General features: G+C 29.9%; 21 protein-coding genes. 1 reads left to right on the forward strand and 20 read right to left on the reverse strand.

All coding sequences use genetic code 11. The features are described 5' to 3' along the window. The first annotated feature begins 416 nt into the window (after positions 1-416). Positions 417-758 (forward strand): helix-turn-helix domain-containing protein, encoded by a 342-nt coding sequence (locus tag LNQ34_RS18615; RefSeq protein WP_230000820.1) that lies wholly within the window; start codon positions 417-419, stop codon positions 756-758. Positions 759-806: 48 nt separating this feature from the next. Here the strand turns inward: LNQ34_RS18615 and LNQ34_RS18620 are convergent, their stop codons facing one another. From LNQ34_RS18620 to LNQ34_RS18715, 20 genes are all read right to left on the reverse strand, one after another. Then, positions 807-1,949 carry a site-specific integrase gene (locus tag LNQ34_RS18620; RefSeq protein ID WP_230000821.1) on the reverse strand — a complete coding sequence of 381 codons (1,143 nt, stop codon included), beginning with the start codon at positions 1,947-1,949 and terminating at the stop codon, positions 807-809. Further along, positions 1,946-2,509 carry a helix-turn-helix domain-containing protein gene (locus LNQ34_RS18625; RefSeq protein WP_230000822.1) on the reverse strand — a complete coding sequence of 188 codons (564 nt, stop codon included), beginning with the start codon at positions 2,507-2,509 and terminating at the stop codon, positions 1,946-1,948. The genes LNQ34_RS18620 and LNQ34_RS18625 overlap by 4 nt, the downstream gene beginning before the upstream one ends. A gap of 423 nt (positions 2,510-2,932) precedes the next feature. Further along, positions 2,933-3,913, reverse strand: a complete 981-nt coding sequence (locus LNQ34_RS18630; protein WP_230000823.1) for a hypothetical protein — start codon at positions 3,911-3,913, stop codon at positions 2,933-2,935. Positions 3,914-4,058: 145 nt separating this feature from the next. Then, positions 4,059-4,913 carry a DUF6602 domain-containing protein gene (locus LNQ34_RS18635; RefSeq protein ID WP_230000824.1) on the reverse strand — a complete coding sequence of 285 codons (855 nt, stop codon included), beginning with the start codon at positions 4,911-4,913 and terminating at the stop codon, positions 4,059-4,061. Between the two features lie 174 nt (positions 4,914-5,087). Further along, entirely contained in the window at positions 5,088-5,690 is a 603-nt protein-coding gene (locus tag LNQ34_RS18640; RefSeq protein WP_230000825.1) for a hypothetical protein, read from the reverse strand. Positions 5,691-5,853: 163 nt separating this feature from the next. Continuing rightward, complete coding sequence (locus LNQ34_RS18645) at positions 5,854-6,726, reverse strand: AbiTii domain-containing protein (protein WP_230000826.1); 873 nt, start codon at positions 6,724-6,726, stop codon at positions 5,854-5,856. Positions 6,727-7,204: 478 nt separating this feature from the next. Next, positions 7,205-7,885, reverse strand: a complete 681-nt coding sequence (locus tag LNQ34_RS18650) for a hypothetical protein (protein ID WP_230000827.1) — start codon at positions 7,883-7,885, stop codon at positions 7,205-7,207. A gap of 964 nt (positions 7,886-8,849) precedes the next feature. Next, entirely contained in the window at positions 8,850-9,119 is a 270-nt protein-coding gene (locus LNQ34_RS18655) for a hypothetical protein (protein ID WP_230000828.1), read from the reverse strand. Positions 9,120-9,336: 217 nt separating this feature from the next. Next, on the reverse strand, positions 9,337-10,242 hold the full coding sequence (locus LNQ34_RS18660; RefSeq protein ID WP_230000829.1) for a GIY-YIG nuclease family protein: 906 nt from the start codon (positions 10,240-10,242) through the stop codon (positions 9,337-9,339). Between the two features lie 78 nt (positions 10,243-10,320). Further along, positions 10,321-10,815, reverse strand: coding sequence for a hypothetical protein (locus LNQ34_RS18665; RefSeq protein WP_230000830.1), 495 nt, complete (start codon positions 10,813-10,815; stop codon positions 10,321-10,323). Between the two features lie 37 nt (positions 10,816-10,852). Continuing rightward, entirely contained in the window at positions 10,853-11,398 is a 546-nt protein-coding gene (locus LNQ34_RS18670) for a conjugal transfer protein TraO (RefSeq protein WP_230000831.1), read from the reverse strand. A gap of 45 nt (positions 11,399-11,443) precedes the next feature. Beyond that, positions 11,444-13,360, reverse strand: coding sequence for a type IV secretory system conjugative DNA transfer family protein (locus tag LNQ34_RS18675; RefSeq protein WP_230000832.1), 1,917 nt, complete (start codon positions 13,358-13,360; stop codon positions 11,444-11,446). Between the two features lie 2 nt (positions 13,361-13,362). Then, entirely contained in the window at positions 13,363-13,698 is a 336-nt protein-coding gene (locus tag LNQ34_RS18680) for a hypothetical protein (protein WP_230000833.1), read from the reverse strand. After that, positions 13,695-14,798, reverse strand: coding sequence for a relaxase/mobilization nuclease domain-containing protein (locus LNQ34_RS18685; RefSeq protein WP_230000834.1), 1,104 nt, complete (start codon positions 14,796-14,798; stop codon positions 13,695-13,697). The genes LNQ34_RS18680 and LNQ34_RS18685 overlap by 4 nt, the downstream gene beginning before the upstream one ends. Next, a complete protein-coding gene (locus LNQ34_RS18690; protein WP_123922193.1) occupies positions 14,782-15,099 on the reverse strand; it encodes a plasmid mobilization protein in 318 nt (105 codons plus the stop codon). Before LNQ34_RS18690 ends, LNQ34_RS18685 begins: the two co-directional genes overlap by 17 nt. Before the next feature lie 241 nt (positions 15,100-15,340). Further along, positions 15,341-16,747 carry a replicative DNA helicase gene (gene dnaB, locus LNQ34_RS18695; protein ID WP_230000835.1) on the reverse strand — a complete coding sequence of 469 codons (1,407 nt, stop codon included), beginning with the start codon at positions 16,745-16,747 and terminating at the stop codon, positions 15,341-15,343. A 1-nt stretch (position 16,748) separates the two neighbouring features. Then, positions 16,749-17,432, reverse strand: a complete 684-nt coding sequence (locus tag LNQ34_RS18700) for a helix-turn-helix domain-containing protein (RefSeq protein WP_230000836.1) — start codon at positions 17,430-17,432, stop codon at positions 16,749-16,751. Positions 17,433-17,648: 216 nt separating this feature from the next. Further along, positions 17,649-17,936, reverse strand: a complete 288-nt coding sequence (locus LNQ34_RS18705; protein WP_230000837.1) for a helix-turn-helix transcriptional regulator — start codon at positions 17,934-17,936, stop codon at positions 17,649-17,651. 95 nt (positions 17,937-18,031) lie between these two features. Next, complete coding sequence (locus LNQ34_RS18710) at positions 18,032-18,763, reverse strand: hypothetical protein (protein ID WP_230000838.1); 732 nt, start codon at positions 18,761-18,763, stop codon at positions 18,032-18,034. 3 nt (positions 18,764-18,766) lie between these two features. After that, the gene (locus LNQ34_RS18715; RefSeq protein WP_230000839.1) at positions 18,767-19,894 is read right to left on the reverse strand and encodes a tyrosine-type recombinase/integrase; all 1,128 of its coding nucleotides are present in this window, start codon (positions 19,892-19,894) and stop codon (positions 18,767-18,769) included. Between the last annotated feature and the right edge of the window lie 83 nt (positions 19,895-19,977).

A 19,977-nucleotide genomic window follows, 5' to 3' on the forward strand; every position in this document is an offset into this window, starting at 1 on the left:
AGTAGTGATATATGAATTTGTATCTTATATGTACTTCAAAAGCATTTTAATTTACTTAATAGTACAAAACTAATTTCTGGGAGTGAAATTCGCAACAGGCTTTTCTACACTCAAAGTCCATTTTTAAAAAATGGACTTTTTTTTTGCCCTATTTTCAGTCTTTTTCTTGTAAGTATTTACTGTTTTTATGTCCCGTCAAGTGACCTCTACGATACAATTTGCAAACCACCATTTTTTTGATGATTTGACGAGACTTTTACGTGTTAATGTACCAGATGTTAATATGTTTGAATACAGCGATTTAAGTGTATCCGCTTAATTGATTACTTTGTTTCTTGAAAAATATAATAATCCTAAAATTTAGAAAATTAATAAGATGTATAAAACAATTTTTACATCTATAAAATTTACATACTATGAAACGATATAGATTTGAAGATTTGCCTGATATTATTGGAGAGCTACTCTTGAAAATGAACAGTATTGAAAAACTTTTACTAGAAAATAAAGTAAATAATGTTGTCGCTGATGATGATTTGTTAACTATTTCTGAGGCGGCCAAATTATTAAAGTTGTCTGTAGCCACTATTTATACAAAAGTGTGTAGAAATGAGATTCCCGCCAATAAACAGGGTAAGCGTCTCTATTTTTATCGTGGAGAATTATTAAATTGGATAAAATCGGGTCGAATTAAAACTATTACTGAAATACAATTAGAAACTGAAACTAAATTTAATTCAAAAAATATATATAAATAAACAAGAAAGACATTGGCCGAAGTAATGTCTTTCTTGCTTCACGTTATTTTATTTTAAACTTATCCTCAAAGAAGCTTCTCTCTTCTTCTCATCAATTATTTTTGTGTATATCTGCGTAGTTTTTACACTCTTGTGACCAAGCATTTTAGAAACAGTAAAAATATCAGTTCCTGAGAATATCTGCAATGTTGCATAAGTGTGTCGAAAACAATGGAATGTAATATGTTTTGTAATTCCAGCTAGAGCAATCCAAACAGGCAGTACTCTATCTACGTCCCATTTTTTTAAACCTTCAAATACTTTGTCATCTTCATTTGTTCTTTCGCCAAGGATTTCAAATGCCTCGTTTGAAATAGGCATAGTCTGAAGTCCTTCAGTTTTCTTTTGCTTAAATCTGATATAAAATCCGTCATCTTCCATATATTGGACTTCAGACCATGTAAGTTTGGCTATGTCTGAATATCGAAGCCCAGTCAATGTAGAGAACATAGAAATATTATACACAATCATATTTGAACATGGCGTTGCGAATAATTTCTTGGCTTCACTAAGTGTTAAAAAATTTCGCTGTGATTCCTTTTCTTTAATAGAATCAATTCCTGAATTAATATCATTTCTTAATTTTCCTTCTTTATAAGCTCTTTTAAGAGTAGTCTTAAGTTTGTTGTGATAGGAAAGGGCAGTATTTTGAGATAATGTTTCTCCTGTATTTCTTCTGCTTTTAGCTTTTAAGAGATATTCTTTAAAATCATTCATCAGTATTACTGTCGTATTTTTAAAGCTAATATCTTGGTTTATAAGGAATGCTTCAAAGTGTGCTATAGCGCTATTCCAAATCTGCCTGTTGTTACCTTCTTTTCTATCAGCAAAATTTTTGAAATACTCCAGAAATGATCCTCGTCCAATTCTTTTAAACTCCAGTTGCTCTTTCTCAAATTCAGAATATATATCATCTTTACGAAGTTCATTTTGTCTGCGAATGTGAATTAATTCGGCCGTATGAAGATTCTCAATATTTGCGATCTTTTGAATTTGATTCTTTGGCTTTTGAAAAATATATATTTTTAGGAATTCCCGTCTTGTAAGCTTGTTTGTTTCAGTGTTCAGCAACGGCGGATAAAAATCCAGGTAAAGTGATATTTTTCCTTTTGAGATCACTTTTTTTCTTAATGATACATTAATCTTTTTCATATTCTTTCTACATTAAATAAAATATCAATATCTTTTTTCGCAACGTAATTAAACTTTCCTATTGCATACTTGGCTATTCCATGCTTTTGAATGAGCGTATAAAGCCCTCCGGGTGATATTCCAAACTTCTGTTGAATTTGTGTTATATTATAACAATTGGCAAGTCCTGGAAATTCTTGAATAGGCCTTAGTAAAGATTCCTCCAGTGGAATGGAGAAAAAGCTATCCATATCACATCTTCGAATAACCGTTCTTGTTCCAAACTTGGCGATATCAAGCTCTCCTCTAGAGATAATTCTGTAAATGGTCCTCCTGCTTATTCCAAAGAGAAGGCTTGCCTGATTCACGCTAATGAAATCCTTGGTTTTAACTATTTCAAGATTAGGATTTTTGGCAATTTCAGTCTGTCTGTTACTTTCTGTAATTTTTGACTGCCTTGTTCTTGATTTGTAGGCTCTGGAACCGCATTTAAGCGAGCAATAGAGCGTTTTTGTGGTGCGCGCTGTAAATTCTTCTTTACAGAAATCGCAGATTCTGGTAATCTTAATGTTTGAACTCATAGAAATGTGACTTTAAGTGTCCCACTGCGACTATGTGTGTCTCTATGTGCCATCATATGGCCAAAAAAAAATATTTTTTGTACTTCGTTTTTTGAGGTACAAAGAAGGTACAAATTTAAACAAAACATCACTTAATATCCAAAAGAAAAAGTAATTAAAAAACGAGTTAAAATATTGTTTATAAATACTTTAACTCGTTTGTTTGTAGTTGTTTTGTCCTGCTACTTTCCAATACAATAAGTAATATTGCTTAATTTTAAAGGGTTTAGAAGAGTAGAGGTGTACATAGGGTGTAGTTATTTGATTAAGGATATAGTAATTAATGGTAGTAAAAAAGAATGCTCTTGCTTACGTTTAATTTCGGTAAAACTAGGTGCGATAAAAACAATAATTCTCTTAAATCTATAAAAGGCTATAAACGCCTTACTTGCTATTGTTTATGTTTTTTAGCTTAGTCACTATTTCTCGATATTTTTCGTCATAGATAATTTGTTTTTTTAAAGGATTAAATAAAATTTTAAAGCTTTGATTTAGGCATGTAATGATTCCGCTCAATTGAGGGTTATTGTAAAATTCTCCAAGAATTGTCCATTCTTTACCTAAATTCAACTGTTTAAATTCGGGAATGTATTTTACTTCTTCATAGTCAATTAATATCGCTGATTTTCCTTTAAAATATTCTTCGAATTCGTCATGGTTAACTCCAGTTCCAAAATCTATGTCAATACATAGAAAGTATGGCATGTTGAATGATTCAATAATTTCATTGTACTTAGTTAACTTTTTTGTTATTTCGTTCGGATAAGAATTTTGTTCCTGTTCAATTTTTCCAATTTTGTATTCTATTGAATTTATATTTCCCCAACAACTTACAAATTGGTGATTAGAGTTATTTGATAAAACTGTGAAATAAAAATTTTCACTTATCAAAATTTTATCTCCAATTTTAGGTTTACTCTTAAAAATCCACTCACTAAGTTTAGTGACAATTGACTTTATATTGTAGGTTTCGGGTTCGAAATATTCTTGAATAAATGAAATGCGGATTATATAATGGGCCTGAATTTTTTTAATATGTTCAATTAGTGAATTTTCGAAATCACTTCTTATTTGATCTGATTTACTTTGACCAAGTCTATAAACGTCACAGATTATTTCCGATGTAGAACAGTTTAATGTCCAATCGGGTGTTTTCGAATTTATTTTTTTATCATAAATAGACTCAATATGCAATGCATTAAATAATTCGCCAAATTTAATTTCTGAAATTGTCGACAAGAAATTTCTTTTATCTTTTTCAATTTCCAATTTTTTAATTAACCTCCTTTTATTTATTTCCGAAAATTTTGATAGGCGCCCAATTATGTCAGGGTGGTATTCTTTATAAAGTTCTAATAATGACATTTAAGTGATGGTTAAGACTTTTTTTTTATGACTTTTGCCGTTTTGCTGTTTTGAGAAATTTTCTCGCTTGATGAAAGTATATTTTAAAACGGCAGTTCCATAAGATTTGTAAATCTCTATGTAAGTTAACAGTTGGACGTTTAGATTATTCTCTTAATGTATATGCTTTAATATCTGTCCCTGTAATTCTAAAATCAGTCTTAGTGTCTAAATAGTTTGATATGCTAAAAGGTTCAATGTGACATTTGTTTAAATGATTGATTAGTTGATTTAGTAAAGTGCCGATACAATTTACACCCGGTTTTTTAACTTCAATAAGTGTTTTTATCATAGAAGTTTCATCTTCCAGCATCGGAACTATAATTCCATCTTTAATTTCTCCAAATAAATAATAACCATAATTTAAAACGTAAATATCATTTGGCATATATTTATGGTCATCACTAACTTCTAAATTTTCTATTTTTTCTTCGTCGATAGCAAAGATGAACGAAAACAATGGATTCTTAAATTTTCGTTCTGACGTCATGTTAATAAGATCGGAGATTAGTGTATTATTAGAAATTTTATTTCCAAATGCTGTATTACTAATTAGTTTACGTTGCATATCTTCTTTTAAATGTCTAATTTTTTTTCCAAATTCTATCGGGTCTTTGCTCCTCAAAGTTTTTTTTATCTCTCCAACAGCAAGAACCGATTCAATAGGGTAGAATACAGTTTCATTGCTTGATTCAAAGAATTTAGGAGTATTTAATCTATCAAAAATTATGATATCAAATTGATTACTTACTTTGCCTTGGGAATTAATAATATGACCTTGTTTAACTAAATATCTTTCAGGTAAAAAAAGGCTTATTTTTTCGCGTATTAAATTTTCAACTTCATCACCTGAAGTTTTTATATTTCCAGCATTATGAATAGATTTAGACTTTCTTTTGGCTTCATTTATTTCACCAATTATATTTTCAATAATCTCTTTAAATTTTAATTCTTTAATCATATTTTAATTTATTTGGTGGTTTTAAGGTTGTCTTAGCGTTAAGGTTCTCATTCTTCTTGATGTTTACAAGTTATGAAAACGGTTATTTTAAGCTTATCGAAAATAGGAATTAAAAACGATAATTCCACAGAACTTGCAAACAGCTAAAGACGTATGTTATTATCAGTGTTTTATTTATACTTTCCAAGCTATTGCTTTTATTGGAAACAGCTCAATTTCCCCTTTTTTTGTTTTCCATTCGAGTAGTTTTCCTTTTACGGTTAATTTAGCTTCTCCGTAAATTAAAAGTCTTTGTTGAGAAATGTGGGTAATTTGAATATTTGCGGAGTTGTGTTTGAGCTTCCCATTAATTGAAAGAACTACAGGATAATTCTCATTGTTAGTGTTAAATATTCCAGTAATTTCACCGTCTTCTGAATCTACTTCAATTTCGAAATCAATATAAGGCAATGGTTGTGGGGATGTAATATCACCTTCTGTTCCCCATTTTCCACTTAGATATTTTCTTAATTTTAGTCTTTTCTTACTATAATTTTTATAAAAGAAGTAACTAACTAAGCTTAATGCTGTTATTATAGATAATATCAGAGAGAAAGTACTAATATAATCGGAGTATGTTATTTCTGAATTTTTATTTTCTAAACTTGTTGTTCTAATTTGTAAATCTTGTATTGTAGAACTTTTTAGTTTATTCAACTCTGATTTTATTTCATTAGATTTCTCAAGTACTAATATTCGATTTTGCAATTCTAAAATCAAAGAATCCCTTTCTCTCATCTATTTCTGTATTTTTGTTGCATTAGTGATAAAGTTTCGCGGTTTTGCGAGGTGGCAAACTTCGTAATCAAGTTCTTTAAGCTAAGGTATTTCTTGTAATAAATAAATGTGCGATTAGCAGCATAATTCAAAATCTCGTAAAAACCGCTGTTAGGAGCAGTATTTACAAATAGTCTTGAAGCTTTTCTATAATTACGGGTAATTGTAATTCCATTCCTTTTTCAACCACTTTAGTAGATAATTTACCAAGCCAATTTAGAACTTTCTTTCCAATTCCTTTTTTGTCTTCTTGTTCAAGAATACCTTTTAATTCATTTGTTTCGTTAGAATCTACACCTAATTTTTGAAGTTCATTAATAAGTTCTTCAATTTTTTGATCAGCAACTATACTCTGATTTATATTATCACCAACTGCGATATTTGAGTTTGAATTATTACCATAAATATTTTGAGTAATTATATTTTGGACTTTCTGATTATTAGCATTCGAATCTACATAATCATTTTCTAAGTTCGGAAATTTTTCATTGAGTTCTAAAAGAGTATCAAGTAATCTTTGTTTTGTTTGTTCCAATATATAATCTATTTGTGATAATTGAATTCTTCTTTTGATAGCAATTATACTGTCACCTTCGTCTGTCATTTTTTTGAAGTGATTTGTCAAATCCATTGGGAAATATTCATAGCCATATTGATTTTTTCCGCTTTGACTTTGTCCAAGTTCTAAAGTACCAATGCTTTGAGTAATTCTCATTTCATTAAAAGAATGGTCGCCAGCTAAATCTTTAATTGAAGTTACATCCATAGGAATCGTTTTTGTTCCTTGAAAAGGAATTGATACTTCAGCATAAATATCACAGGGAATAATTCTATGTTTTGGTAATTTGCGACCTTTGTAGCCTCCATTAATTTCTCCGACAAGCCATTCTTTAAAATCGTTATTATTTATTTTATAGGCAATAATTTTTGCTCTTGTCAGAGCTTGGCTTAAACTTATTTTGTCAAACGTTAAATCTTCAATGAGTTGTTTTATCATCAGGCTTTCTTTAAAATTGTCACTAACTTATTTATTCGAGCTATACAGTGGCTCCACTAAGACCAAAATGAATTGTCTTTACATCATAAGTCAATATTTCTTTCTAGCGAATATAGGAAATATCTTTATTAATTTATTTACTGTTTTAAAGATAAATTATACTATTTATTTATATAGTATATTTTCAAATTAGAAGCATTTTTTTTATGATTTATAAAACCAACAGGAAACAAAATATTCATAAAAAAGTCCGAAAAAGATTTGATATAAAAGTAGAATATAAAAAAATCCTACCGAAGCAGGATTTAAAATATAGTTACTTAAGGTATAACCCTATAATCATTAAGGCTAGCACAAAAAATAACTCAACTAACCATTTAATCATATCTGTTTTCGTATCAGATAAACCTTTTGCTAAAACTTACAACTTAAATTAAGCCAATTGCCCAAATCTATTGTAGCAAGTATTAGCGGTAGTTTATATATTAAAAAAGGTATTCAAAAATTCCACTTCTTTTCCATTTGGTAGGTGCATTGTAATCATCTCATTTTCTTTCAATGAAAGTTTTTTTATTACTTCAGTGATTTTGTGTTCTGGAGAATTCACATATATCATAAATTGTAAGCTATCCATTAAAAACATATAACCATTTAAACCTGATTTTGTTTTAATCCTCCTCGGTTCTGCGATTAAATTTTCAAGGTTGTTATTAGCTCTCATAAACGATGTAATAACTATTGGATATTCATTCTCTGATACTTTTTCATTATTCAAAAGTATATTTCTAATTCTTTCTTCGTGTTTTTTACCAAGATTTACGTGATTAAAAAACGGTCTATTAGTGACACTTGCTCTCCATAGAATGGATAAATAGAAATTCTTTATTTTAGTATAATCAAAATTTTTACAAATGCTATATTCTGCACCATCATTAGGATTTTGATAGTTTTCGCATTTTGGTGAAACATCTATAGGTAATTCACCACCATATATCGCTTTTTGAGAATAGGATTCATATATTCCTCCAAGAATTTTATTGTCGCAATTTTCACATAAAATATTTCTATCATAATCTTCAATTTGCGTTTTTTTGGTTTTAAATTCTTTTGAGTCTAAATTATATATTACTTGATAAAATGCATTTTCATCATTTTTCATTTTTTTGAACATAAATTTTGGTATAATATGAGACTTTACCAATTTACCTTCACTTTCACATAATTTGCAAATATTCATATAAAACTTTTATATTTTTGTAATACGATTTCTCCGATTCTGACGATAAATTACCTCTAAATTATTTACTGGAGCTATAAAATGGCTCCAAGAAGACTAAAATTAATAATCTTTATGTCATAAGTTTGCACTTATTTCAAGCTAATATAGGAAATATCTTTATTTAATTTATAGCTACTTATAGATAAAATATACCAATTATTTATATAGTATATTTTTAAAATTAAGCCATATTTTTAAAGCGAAGCGTGGGTAGAATTATTACGAAAGAGATAAACGAAATATTTATAAAAAAGTCCGAAAAAGAATTGCTTTAAAAGTTAGAATATAAAAAAATCCTACCGAAGTAGGATTTAAAATATAGTTACTTAAAGTATAGGCCTATAATCATTAATGCTAGCACAAAAAATAACCCAAGTAACCATTTAATCATTTCAGTTTTTGTATTTGCGAAATCTTCTTTTGATGCTAAATATCTAGTACTCTTTTTTATCTTTTTATTCATTTAAGAGTTGATTTGGTAGTTATAATTTTATTTTTTTTAATTCCACGAGTGCAAATGTGCATCCTTTAATTTCACGTTATTTTTGATTGGCCAGCTGTAAGCGCTTTTTGTGTTTTCACGTTATTTTGCCTTTATGCAGCTCGTCCCTGGTTCTCATTTTAACGTTGTTTTGTGCATTTGAAGAAAGGATCCGGAACAGGTTTTCACGTTATTTTCTTATCCATTTAAACAATTCTTTTCATAGATTCAGCGTGAAAAATCACCATAACCCATGTTGTGGTTTTTGTTCTGCACTAAATTCCCAAGCAATCATCTTTTAAGAACATTATTTAGGACTTGCTCAGTCCAAATAATTTGTATCATAAATTATACTCAACATACTTATTTGAAGTGTTTAGAGAATCTTGATTTTATTTTTGCCATCGCTTGTTCGTGAGAATGTACTCTGCCATTTGCAACATCATCGAAAGCTTCATCTAATGCATTAAGTTCAGGCATCGGATGTTTTTTGTCTTCATAATCTTTAACTAATAAACATAAAATTTTTAGTTCATCATCTTCGGGAGTATTAGGTTCAGCGTGAAAGATTTCAATCATTCTTTTAACTGCTTTTACGTGCTCTTCTTCTGTTTTTATTGCTTTCCAGTTCATTTTAAGTTTTATTTAAATAATTTAGTTTAGTAAAATGATAGCATATAAACCAAATATCATTAATAAAAGGGTAATAAATATGCCTAGCATCCATCTTGATTGCTCTTTAAAGCCTTTTTTTAAATCTTGTCTAGTGACTAAGTGTCTCGGGTCGTTCTTTACTGTCATCTTTTAAAAACATGATTTAAAACTTGTTTTGAATTTTAATCTTAACAAATTAAGATAACCAGTCATATTCACCATTTAAGTATGTGTCTAAATTATTTAAAACCATATCTATGTGCTTAATCCAAATATCGTCAATTATTTTTTCTTTCTTGAATAAATCGTATTTTAAAAATAATTTTTTTGAACTATTAATGATGTTAGAACAAGCCATTCCAGTACTGTCAAACCAGTAATATTCCTCAAAAATTGATTCTTTTTTATTTGAAGTAATCAAAACATAGGAATCTTGTTTGAATTTTTCTTCTAATAGTTTTAGATCATAAAAAATTTGTTTATCATACTCATCATTATGATTTAAATGAATTGATTGTTTATGTTCACTTAGTAAATGATCTACTTCTAAACAAAAAATATAAAGCTCCTTATTTATTCTTACGAAATAAAAATCATCCCAACAAGAATACCCCCAAAGATTCCTTATTAAACAATCTTTGTTTTCTTTTTCATAAAAAATAGTACATGTACTCAGTCTAAAAATTTCTGAGTCATCATTTATTGTTATATTGGAATTATTTTTGCTTAAAGTAAAATTTTTAATTTGATGAAATTTTTTAGATTTGACTTCTCTTTTATTTATTAAGCTTTGTGTATCAATACTATATAATTTCCAATCGATGTCAATTGTGAATGAAAATTTATTATTATTATTAAGTTTGTTGTTATACTTTGGTTTTAAATCGTTTATCAAATATCTTTCCTTAATCTTCATATCATCGGATGATACACCTTGATGGTACAGAATTTTATGTGATTCCAAAATACATTCTTCACTTAAATTCCCGTGCTGACTCAAAAAATGTTGTTTTTCAATTCTTACTGCTAAATGTATAGAACTTCCGATGTATAAAACATTGTCATCTATATCTAAAAACATATATACAAAATATCCTTTCATTACTCAAATGTTATGTTAAAAAAGAAACGCTTTCTCAATTAAACAAATTTAACTGAAAAAGCGTATTTATTATCCCGTTTATTCAGATTCAAGATAGTATGTTACTATTCTGTTAGTATAACGTTCGTCGTAGAAACTAAATTTAAGTGCTTGTTTTCCGTCCCTGTAGCTGACAAAAACATCTGTAAGTTCTAAAAACTCACTTTCTTTTTCTCCTTTGTGAAATATTTCCATAGAAATAGTTTTTTTTGCCTTGTCATAACTGTAATTAAAATAATCGTCGGAAGGCTCTAGAGCATTGCTACAAATATCAGAACCATCAGCCCAAATTCCTTTGTTACCATTGTTAAATGAAAAAGTATCATCAAAACGACAATAGCCACGGTCTTTTTCTTTACTCATATCTGTATTAGCAACTCCATCGTTGTCTAAATCAACAGGTAAATCTGTTATAATTGATTTAATTTTGTAAGAGCCTGCTAGTTTTGGCTCTAAAACATCTACTTCTTTGGTGCAAGCCATTAAAGAAAATATTATCATTAACATTCCGATTTTTCTAATATTTTTTTTCATCTTTATTATATATAATTATATTGTTTATTTAATCTATTTAATTGGTATAATATCTTAATCCAATTCCTGCAAACGGAACAAATTTTCCTAAATCTGAATTAGCATGATAATACTCGTTTACTTTTATGAAAAGCGTTGTTCTATCATTAATAAGGTAGTCAAAGTCTAATCCCACATAAGCTCCGTAAATGAATTTTGATTCGTCCAAAATCAAACTTCCATTGCTTAAATTTAAATCTTTATTACCGTTCACTATTTCGTAGCCAAGTACTACACCGCTCCCGAAGACGATCCCAAATTTTCTGTTTTGAGTAAGATACAGCGGAACAGAATAACCCAAATTAAGCGTAATGTCGTTGTAACCTATCTTATTTTCTCCGATTTTGTATTTAGCATCGGTTGCAAGAATAGAAGCTGAAATTGAATTTCTGTCGTTAATAAAATAATTATGACTAAGCATAACACCATAACCGTCCTGTGTTGCCCCAATGCTAACACCAAAAGCATTTTTGTAGGTTTGGGAATAGCCTTTCGTAAAAGCTGATAGTAATAATACCCCAAGAAATAATTTAGTTTTTTTCATGTGTAATTGATTTTAATTTATAAAAATTGATTTGAATACTTATTTTTAGCTTGATATAATTTCTTTGCATTCTGCAATGATTTTAAAGTAATTCTCTTGCATCATACTTTCGCTTATTGGGATTTTCTGATTGATATATTTCCCTTTTATTTCGTCTCTTAAAAATTGAGTTTTTAAAAACTCTCGTGGACTTCCTTCAGCTATAATCCCGTAGAATTCTCCTTGCGCTAAATTGACTATGTCGCTAATTTTTACGCGATTTCGTTCCTGTATATTTTCGCTAGTTCCTGAACTGGTATTACTTCCTAAATGCACAAACTTTCCACTAGTTCCATCGCCAGTACTTTTTGACGTAAATACTTCATCTTTCTTACTAAATAGATTTTGAACCATTTCAGAAGATTTGCCACTAACAGACCTACCGAAAAATTGCGAGCCTAGGTTCGAGATAATTACCTGAGCTTTTTCTTCACTGTATTTATCCGATAATTGGCTATAATCTTGCACTCCGAATATTGTAGCAATTTTATTACTTCTTGCGGTAGCGGGAATTTGTTCAATATTTGGAATGAACACCGTTGGAGCCTCGTCTAGCAATACAACTGATTTTTGTTGATCAGGTTTATTCATCTGCTTAAGTGCTACAGAAATGATAAGGGAAATCGCAGGAGTGTAAACATTCGGCAACGTAGAATCGTTCCCAAGACAAAGGAATTGAGGTTTTTCAGGATTGTTTAAATGCAAATCAATATCGTTACTCGAGAGAATCCAAAAGATATCAGGAGTATTCAGAACCGACAAAGCATTTTGAAGAGTTGAAAGCATTCCTGCAACTGTACGCTCCGAACCTCTATCAATAGATTCTCGTAATGAAGCTATCATACCGCCAGCTTCATAATCTTCAGATATATTTTGAACTAAAACATCAATTGGTGTTTGTACTATAAATGATATCACATGTGGCAATGTGCATATATCGGGGTGCTTTTGTCTCAACCACCAAATGACAGATGCTAAAATGTTTTTAGCACTACTAAGCCAAAAATCCATTTTCTTAATTGATTCAGGTAAAAGATTGTTTATAATGACCTGACTGTACTCATTTGCAATAGCTGCTTTAGTTAAATACATTGGATGAATAGGATTTACTCTATCGCTCAGTAAAGGATGCTTAAAATCAATATTTTTAACCTTTATTGAAGTGTTTTCATAACTCAAGTAAACTTTTTCAGTCAATTCAGGGCTTTTGAAATCATATAATATTCCCGAAAACTCTTTTAGCCCAATTTGTTGAATAATCGGTTCAAAAATTGATGCTGATTTTCCTGAACCTGCTCCACCCTGAATATAGATTCCCCTGTACGGATTATCTAAGTTTATTAAACCTTGATTTGTTTTAAATGTGAAAGAATCTTCTTTTTCGGACTTTTTTATATTATTAAATTTCTCAGTTTGATTTGGCTTGGTTCTATTTTTAAACTTTAATAGATAAACCGTATATAGAATAGGAGTTAGACAGATTATTGCTCCAAAATTTCCAATAAGTGTGCTAAATAATTTTCCTAATAAAGTAATTAAAAAGATTATTAAAATGTTATTGATTAAAGTGCTAATAATTATTCTAGGAAATCGCTTTTGTTTCGCATGATAAAATGAAACATAAACTATCGAGGGAATACATAAAATCACTCCAAAGTTTGCCCAATATGGCATCTTATTAGCTATAAATTTTGAAAACAGATACAAGAAGTTATTATACCCATTTGCGAAGTAATTGGGCTTTAGTTCTTTTAATTGAAAATTATAAGAATCAGTCCACAAATTAGTTATAGAAAACCCAAACAAATGAGTTTCCAAAAGTATTACACTTGACACTACAGAGAAAATAAAAATTATTTTCAATATTTTCCACATAATGCCTAAGAGCGAGTTTCCTTCTTGAATGCCTATACCGTGATCCATGATTATAGTGTTTTAAATGTTAATATTAGCAGTACTGAAAGCAATAAGATTATTGCTAAAGACAGTAAAATGTAAATCCCTAATTTTTGCTTTTTGTTTTCATTCTTCTGATTGTGCTGCATCTCTTGAATTTGATTTTTTTGAGCTGTAAACAGCTGATTCCAGTGCGATATAATTTCTTCAAGGCGGTCAGTTCTTGGCTGTATTTCAATTTTTTCCGCTTTTTCCATACAGATAGAAAATTCCTGTACTAAACTTGATTGTTCTGAAACTAGTTTTTCTAGTTTTTTGGTTTCATCAGCGATGATTTCTGCTATTATTTCGATGTTTTTACTCATATCCCGTAATCTTGTTCTAATTTTAAATTATTGTTTGGTTTATCTATTTGAGCATCTTCAATTTTTTGAAGATTTTTAGCGTATTCAATGTCTTTTGAAATTGACTCTAAGCGTTGTTCTTCAGTATTTTTTAGTTCAATTTCTGCCATTGGTTTAAGAACTGTTTTCAGGTATTTAAATTCCTGTTGTGACATTTTCTGTTTTCCCACTGCCTGAGAAACTGATTTACTTCCGTTCCTGCTCAATTGACTTATTTCTTTTTTAATTCCTTTTGGAATTGTATTGCCTAAGTTTTTATTGAGATAGCTTTTTGATATCTGCTTGCTCTGTACACGTTTCAGGGTGGTATCGAGATTATGATTTAAGTCGTTTTTTAAGCCACTTTTTATCAAATTGCTAGCAGACATAGAACGGTGTATTTCACTTGCTTTAAAGTCTTTTTTTGTTTCCTTATCTAAAATCCTGAAACCTTGAATCTGCCCTTGTTTATTTATGGTTGGTTTTACTTCTAATCCTTTTAAATCCATTTGATTAATCCAATTTTGAAAGCTTTGAGGATTTTGCTTTAAAACCTCCTGATGCTTTTTATAGATTTCCGCTTTGATTTCTTTTAGCTCATTTCTGTTTTTTTCAATGTTTTGAAACATCTTGTCCCTTGCTGAAATCAATCCTTTTTCTTTCGCTATTTCATTAGCTTTTTGAGAAGTCTTTTTTCCAATAAAGGAGTCATTATAGGCATTGCCTTTGTTGTCAATTCGGTTTACATATATATGTAAATGGTTGTGGTCTCTATCTTTATGAACGTAGGCAATATGCTGGTGCTCTTTTAAATTCATCTTTTCAAGATAACTTTCGGTGATTTGCTTAAAATCTTCGTTTGTTAATTTTCTTCCGTCTTCAGGCTCTGGACTTAGTACAACTGAGAGAGTATTTAGTCTCGTATTAGAATTTAGATTTTGATATACCTTAAACTCATTTTCAATTTCTAATCCAGTACTACCAATTACATTGTGCCTAGTGATTTCTTCGGCATTCAATTTGTCTTTTCCATAGTCAATTGCATTTGATGTGTGTCCGATGCTTTTAGCTTTGCCTACCATCACTAAAAATTTTTAAAACTGAATCAGTTTGTTTAACCGTTTTCATTACCTCAGAGGCAAACAAAGAATCTTTATCTTTTAGAAGGTTATTAATTTTGACAAAACCATTTCGTATGTAATGTAGATTCTCAAAAGCTTTTAATTCTTCCTCTGTAAAAACAGATTTGTTTTTACGTTCTAAGGCTACCATTCTGCAAAAACTAGCAGTATTCATTTTTCGATTTTTTGCCTTTTTTTCAATGATTTTCTTCTCAATGGTTGTAGTTCGGAACATTATAATTTTTGTTCTTGCTTGACTCATAATCATGATTTTTAATTGTTGTGTTTTTCATTTGCGACCATCGGGAGAAAATGCAAGATATGTTTGTAGCGATAGCGGAAAACACATCTTGAAATTCTAAACTTTGCGTATATCACTATGCGCATATAAATTCGGATGAATCTTTGAAATGGATTATTTTCCGTTTGGAAAACCTTTTACTTCTAAATTGATTTTTCAGTGAAAATGTCCTTTAAAAGTAGCTTGAATGTAAATTTTTACATTAGGCATTTTGCATGTCTTCAGAACATTCAACATCAATAAATTTAGTTTTACATGCAACCCATTTAAGCATTGTCGTATTAGTTGAGCCACCACGATATTTAGCAAAAATCACTTCACTATTTGCACCTTGGGTTATCAACGATTGCATTGATGAATCATAATCATCTTCGTTGATTTCTATTTTATAATACTCAGGGCGGTAAAGAAATTGAACAATATCGGCATCCTGCTCAATCGCTCCGCTTTCTCTAAGATCGGATAAAATCGGACGTTTATTTGGGCGAGATTCTACACTTCTGCTCAATTGAGATATAGCAATTATAGGTATATTCAACTCTTTGGCTAATCGTTTTAATCTGCGGGAGATAGATGATATTTCACCCTCTCTATTACCTTTTACTGTTCGGTCAGACATTAGTTGTAAGTAATCTATAATCAATAATTTTATATCATTTTTGCGAACCCACATCTTAGCCTGTATTACGATGTCATTGATATCCGTTTTACCACTATCATCAATGTAAAAAGGATAGTTATTCATCCTTTCTTGATGATGCGTGTAACTGACAAAATATTCAAGACACTCAAATCCTTTTGTCAATAATTGTGTTAAATGAAAATTTGTGTCTATCGCTATCGCACGAGCTGTCAATTGCTGGATTGACATTTCAAGTGATATCATACCAACTGGATTATTAATTTTACAATTTTCAATTGCACATTTCAAGACGTAAGATGTTTTCCCCATTCCTGGACGCGCAGCTATAATAACCAAATCTTGATTACGATATCCTCCAGTATATTTATTAAGTCTTCTAAACCCCGTATGTGCGCCTACAAGCTTTACTTTTTCTTTGTTCGAAGTAAGTAACTCAATCTCTTTTTTAAGATTTTGTAATGCAATGGGAAAAGTTATTGTTTGTCTACCAGTAGAAATGAAATCCTGCACCTTATCAAATTCAGATTGCCAACGTTGCATCAATTCAAAAATGTCTGTTGTTTCATTGTGCGCTAGTGCGATGATATGATTTGAAAACACAATTGTTTGACGTGCCATAAATTTTTGTAGAACCAATCTACAGTGATAATCGATATGTGCTGACGAAGCAATTTTTTGCGTTAATTCAATCAAGTATGAATCACCTCCAGCTAACTCTGATTTACCAATTCGTCTCAATTCTACTGCAACCGTCAACATATCAATAGGATTTCCAGCATTGTACAAGTTTAAAATCGCTTCGAAAATATATTTATGAGCGTCTTTGTAAAAGATATCAGGCTTGGAGATTATTGAAAGGGCCTCATCAACTCCTTTTGAATCGATTAACAACGCACCTAAAACAGCGCATTCGATATCTACGGATTGAGGTAGTGACTTTTCTTTTTCTAAACTTTTCTTTTCCATATTAAAAACCTCCTATTTTATCATTTGTTTGATTTGGATTCAATGAGATTACTTGGGTATCGTATTTTGATTGGTTATCAATCCAATTTCGCGCGTACTTTTTAAAACGACCTGAAATCACACTTAAATCCAATTTTAATTTTTCTTGCTCAACGGTTGCATCAAACATTTCCGTGAACTTGACAAAGTCATTAATTTGATTTTTATATTGCATCAGAACTTCGAATTGAGAAGGATAATTTTCTTCTAAAAAAGAGAGAGCGGTTTCTTCTCTATTCACTGTATTATTAATTGTATTATTCATCCTTATATTAGAAGTGACTTTTTTGTCACTAGGTATTGACTTTTTAATCACTAGGGTAGTGCTTTTTTTGTCACTAGGTCGTGACCTTTTTGTCACTAGGTTATTCCTAGAATTTGATAAAAATATTTGGCGCTTGTTTCCGTCATTTTTAAAAACTTTAAGAGAAATATATCCCCTTGAAACAAGCTGTGAAATCCATCTAGAAATTGTTTTATGATTAACTTTATATAATCCTGCAAAATAATCGTTCCTAGCCCAGCAAAACCCGTCGCGATTACACAATGCAGTTATTTCTCCATACAATAATTTTGCATTTGGCTTTAACTTTTCATCATAACGGACATTAGCTGGAATGATGGCGAAAAAATTAGGTTGTTCCATCGGGCTTGTCTGATTGAACTATCTTTCTTGAAGATTGTTGGTGATTGCTTTAGCATAAAGAATAATGACACAGCTATTAAGCAACATTACTAAAGACCTTAATAATGGATAAGCCGAATAACTAAACAAGAATAATTGGTATACAGCAAGGGTCGAAAAAATGATTAGTAGAATAACTAATCGAATGTTTTTAGTTTCCATAAAATATTGATTTAGTTATTTTTTTGTAGAATTAGTATATGAGACAGCCTCTTGCTCAATTTGAGAAATTGATTTAGACTTGTTTTTCATTAACCATTCATCAATCTCCGTTTTTGTAAAAAAGAGGGTTCGATTGTTGGGTTTAGAGTAGGGGAGTATATTATTATGTACTAATTTGTATACATAACTTTTTGAAAACCCAGTGTAGTTTACAACATCATCAACAGTAAAGATTTGTTTTGATGTACCGATTATAAGAGTTTCTAATCGGTTTAATTTTTGAATAATAGCATTGCTTTCCATAAGTGATATGTTTTATCGTTATGGTAGCAAATGTCTCTAGTGGAAAGCTGTAATAGGTTGATATGTTATGATTATCAACCTATTTTTTTTAAATATTAACCTAAAAATATTGATTCAATCAATTCTTTCTTTTTTGCGCCATTTAAATTTTTACTTTTTGAAGAACTTATTGAAGCAGGGGTAGCTGTTACATTTTTAATAATAAATATTTGTAGAAATTTAGGCATAGTTAGTTTTAATGATTTATTCTTTAATAGCTTTTGGAAATCTTTCGTTTGAATGTTGTCCATGTGCAACTTAAAAATTGGCTCTTTTGGTAAAACACCTTCACTCAGTGTTTTTACAAAAAGATTTTTATCCATAATACTTTCATTATCTTTTATTACTTCTATAAAGTCATACTCAACTAATTTGTCAAATATTTTTTCAAGTTCTAGGACTGTGTATTTATTTTCGAAATCTTGAATAGATTTATTAATTGAGTCGTTTTTAATATTTGAAGACACACCGTTCTTGGCTCTTTCTTTAGAACCTATTCTGTAAATTAAATACATAGAGACTGTCAATAATATTAATATTGTCATATATGGGATTGTTAAATACAATTCATTCGAAGCTGTAAGTAACTTACGGCTTAAAATGAGAGCTAAATAAAACAATCCTATAAAAGCACCTGTAATTACCCTATCGTAATTTGAATTCCAAGTGATTTTTTCATTTTTAAAATATTGTATAATTAGTGGATAATAATACCTTAGAATTAAACCAAATTGCACTAAAAGATTAAGTAGAATTGAAATAACAATAATGTAGCCTATAATTTTCATTTTTTAAATATTAATGTTAGGAATTAAGTTAGCTGCTTCTTTCATCTTAGAATCAATGATTTTGGCATAAATTTCAGTTGTTTTTAGTTCTTTATGACCTAATCGTTTCGAAACGGTGTAAATGTCTGCTCCATTTTCTAAAAGCAGTACTGCATTGGTATGCCTGGCACTATGAAATGTAATATGTTTTGTTAGTCCTGCTCTCATACACCATCTTAATATTTCAGCATTAAAATGAGCTCCATACTTTAAACCTTTAAAGACTCTCTCGGATGGACTTTCTCTTTCTCCAAGTAATTTTCTTGCTTCATTTGAAATATATAGATATTCGACTCCATCTGTTTTTTCTTGTCTAAAATTTACTCGGCTAATATCTCCCTCGTCTCTTACTTCTTTCCAAGTGAGGGTGTTTATATCTGACCATCTTAAACCAACTAAACAAGAAAAAATGAAAGCTCTTTTAAGAACATCATATTTACAAGTAGCTTTGTTCATAGCTACTAACTCATTATAAGTTAGATATTCTCTTTGACTTTCTCCTTGCTCAAAACTTTTTACTTTTTTTACAGGATTTGTAGTAAGATAGCCATCTTCAAAAGCGGAGCGTATTGCTGCTTTGAATTTATTGTAGTACGAGTATTTAGAGTTTTGAGATAATGGAAGATTACTTTTGGTTTTGGCATCTTTATCGAGATAATTTCTGTATGCTTTTACAAATTCTTCGTCTACTTCATTAAAAGTTGTATTTGGACTGCAGAATCGCTTTAAATGTAGAAAAGAAGCTGTCCAGTTTCCGTAATTCTTTGGGGAGTCAACTCGCTCTTCTGCTTGATTACTGTAATACTCTAAAAAGAGCGTTTTAGATTTTGTATTGTTTTTAATATCAAATTTTCCTTGAAAGTATTCCGCTTTTCTAATCGAAAGTATTTGCTCGCCTAAAACCTCAATCTCTTTATTCTCTTTTTTTTCGTTTGCAGTTTTAGGCTCTTGATGTGGATATAATTTTAAGTATTCAAAATCTCTCAAATGAACACGCTTACCATCTGCGTTAGCGGTTGATCCTTTGTAGTATTCTAGATATAAACTATATCTACCATTTTGCAGTTTTTTCTTCTTTAAACTAATTATCATAAGGTGTACATTTTTACACCTTATTTTTGACAAGGTGTACGTGGAGTGTAACAAATGTACAAACTAAAGATAATACAAGAAAG

It is taken from the genome of Flavobacterium lipolyticum (assembly GCF_020905335.1).
Classification (GTDB): Bacteria; Bacteroidota; Bacteroidia; order Flavobacteriales; family Flavobacteriaceae; genus Flavobacterium; species Flavobacterium lipolyticum.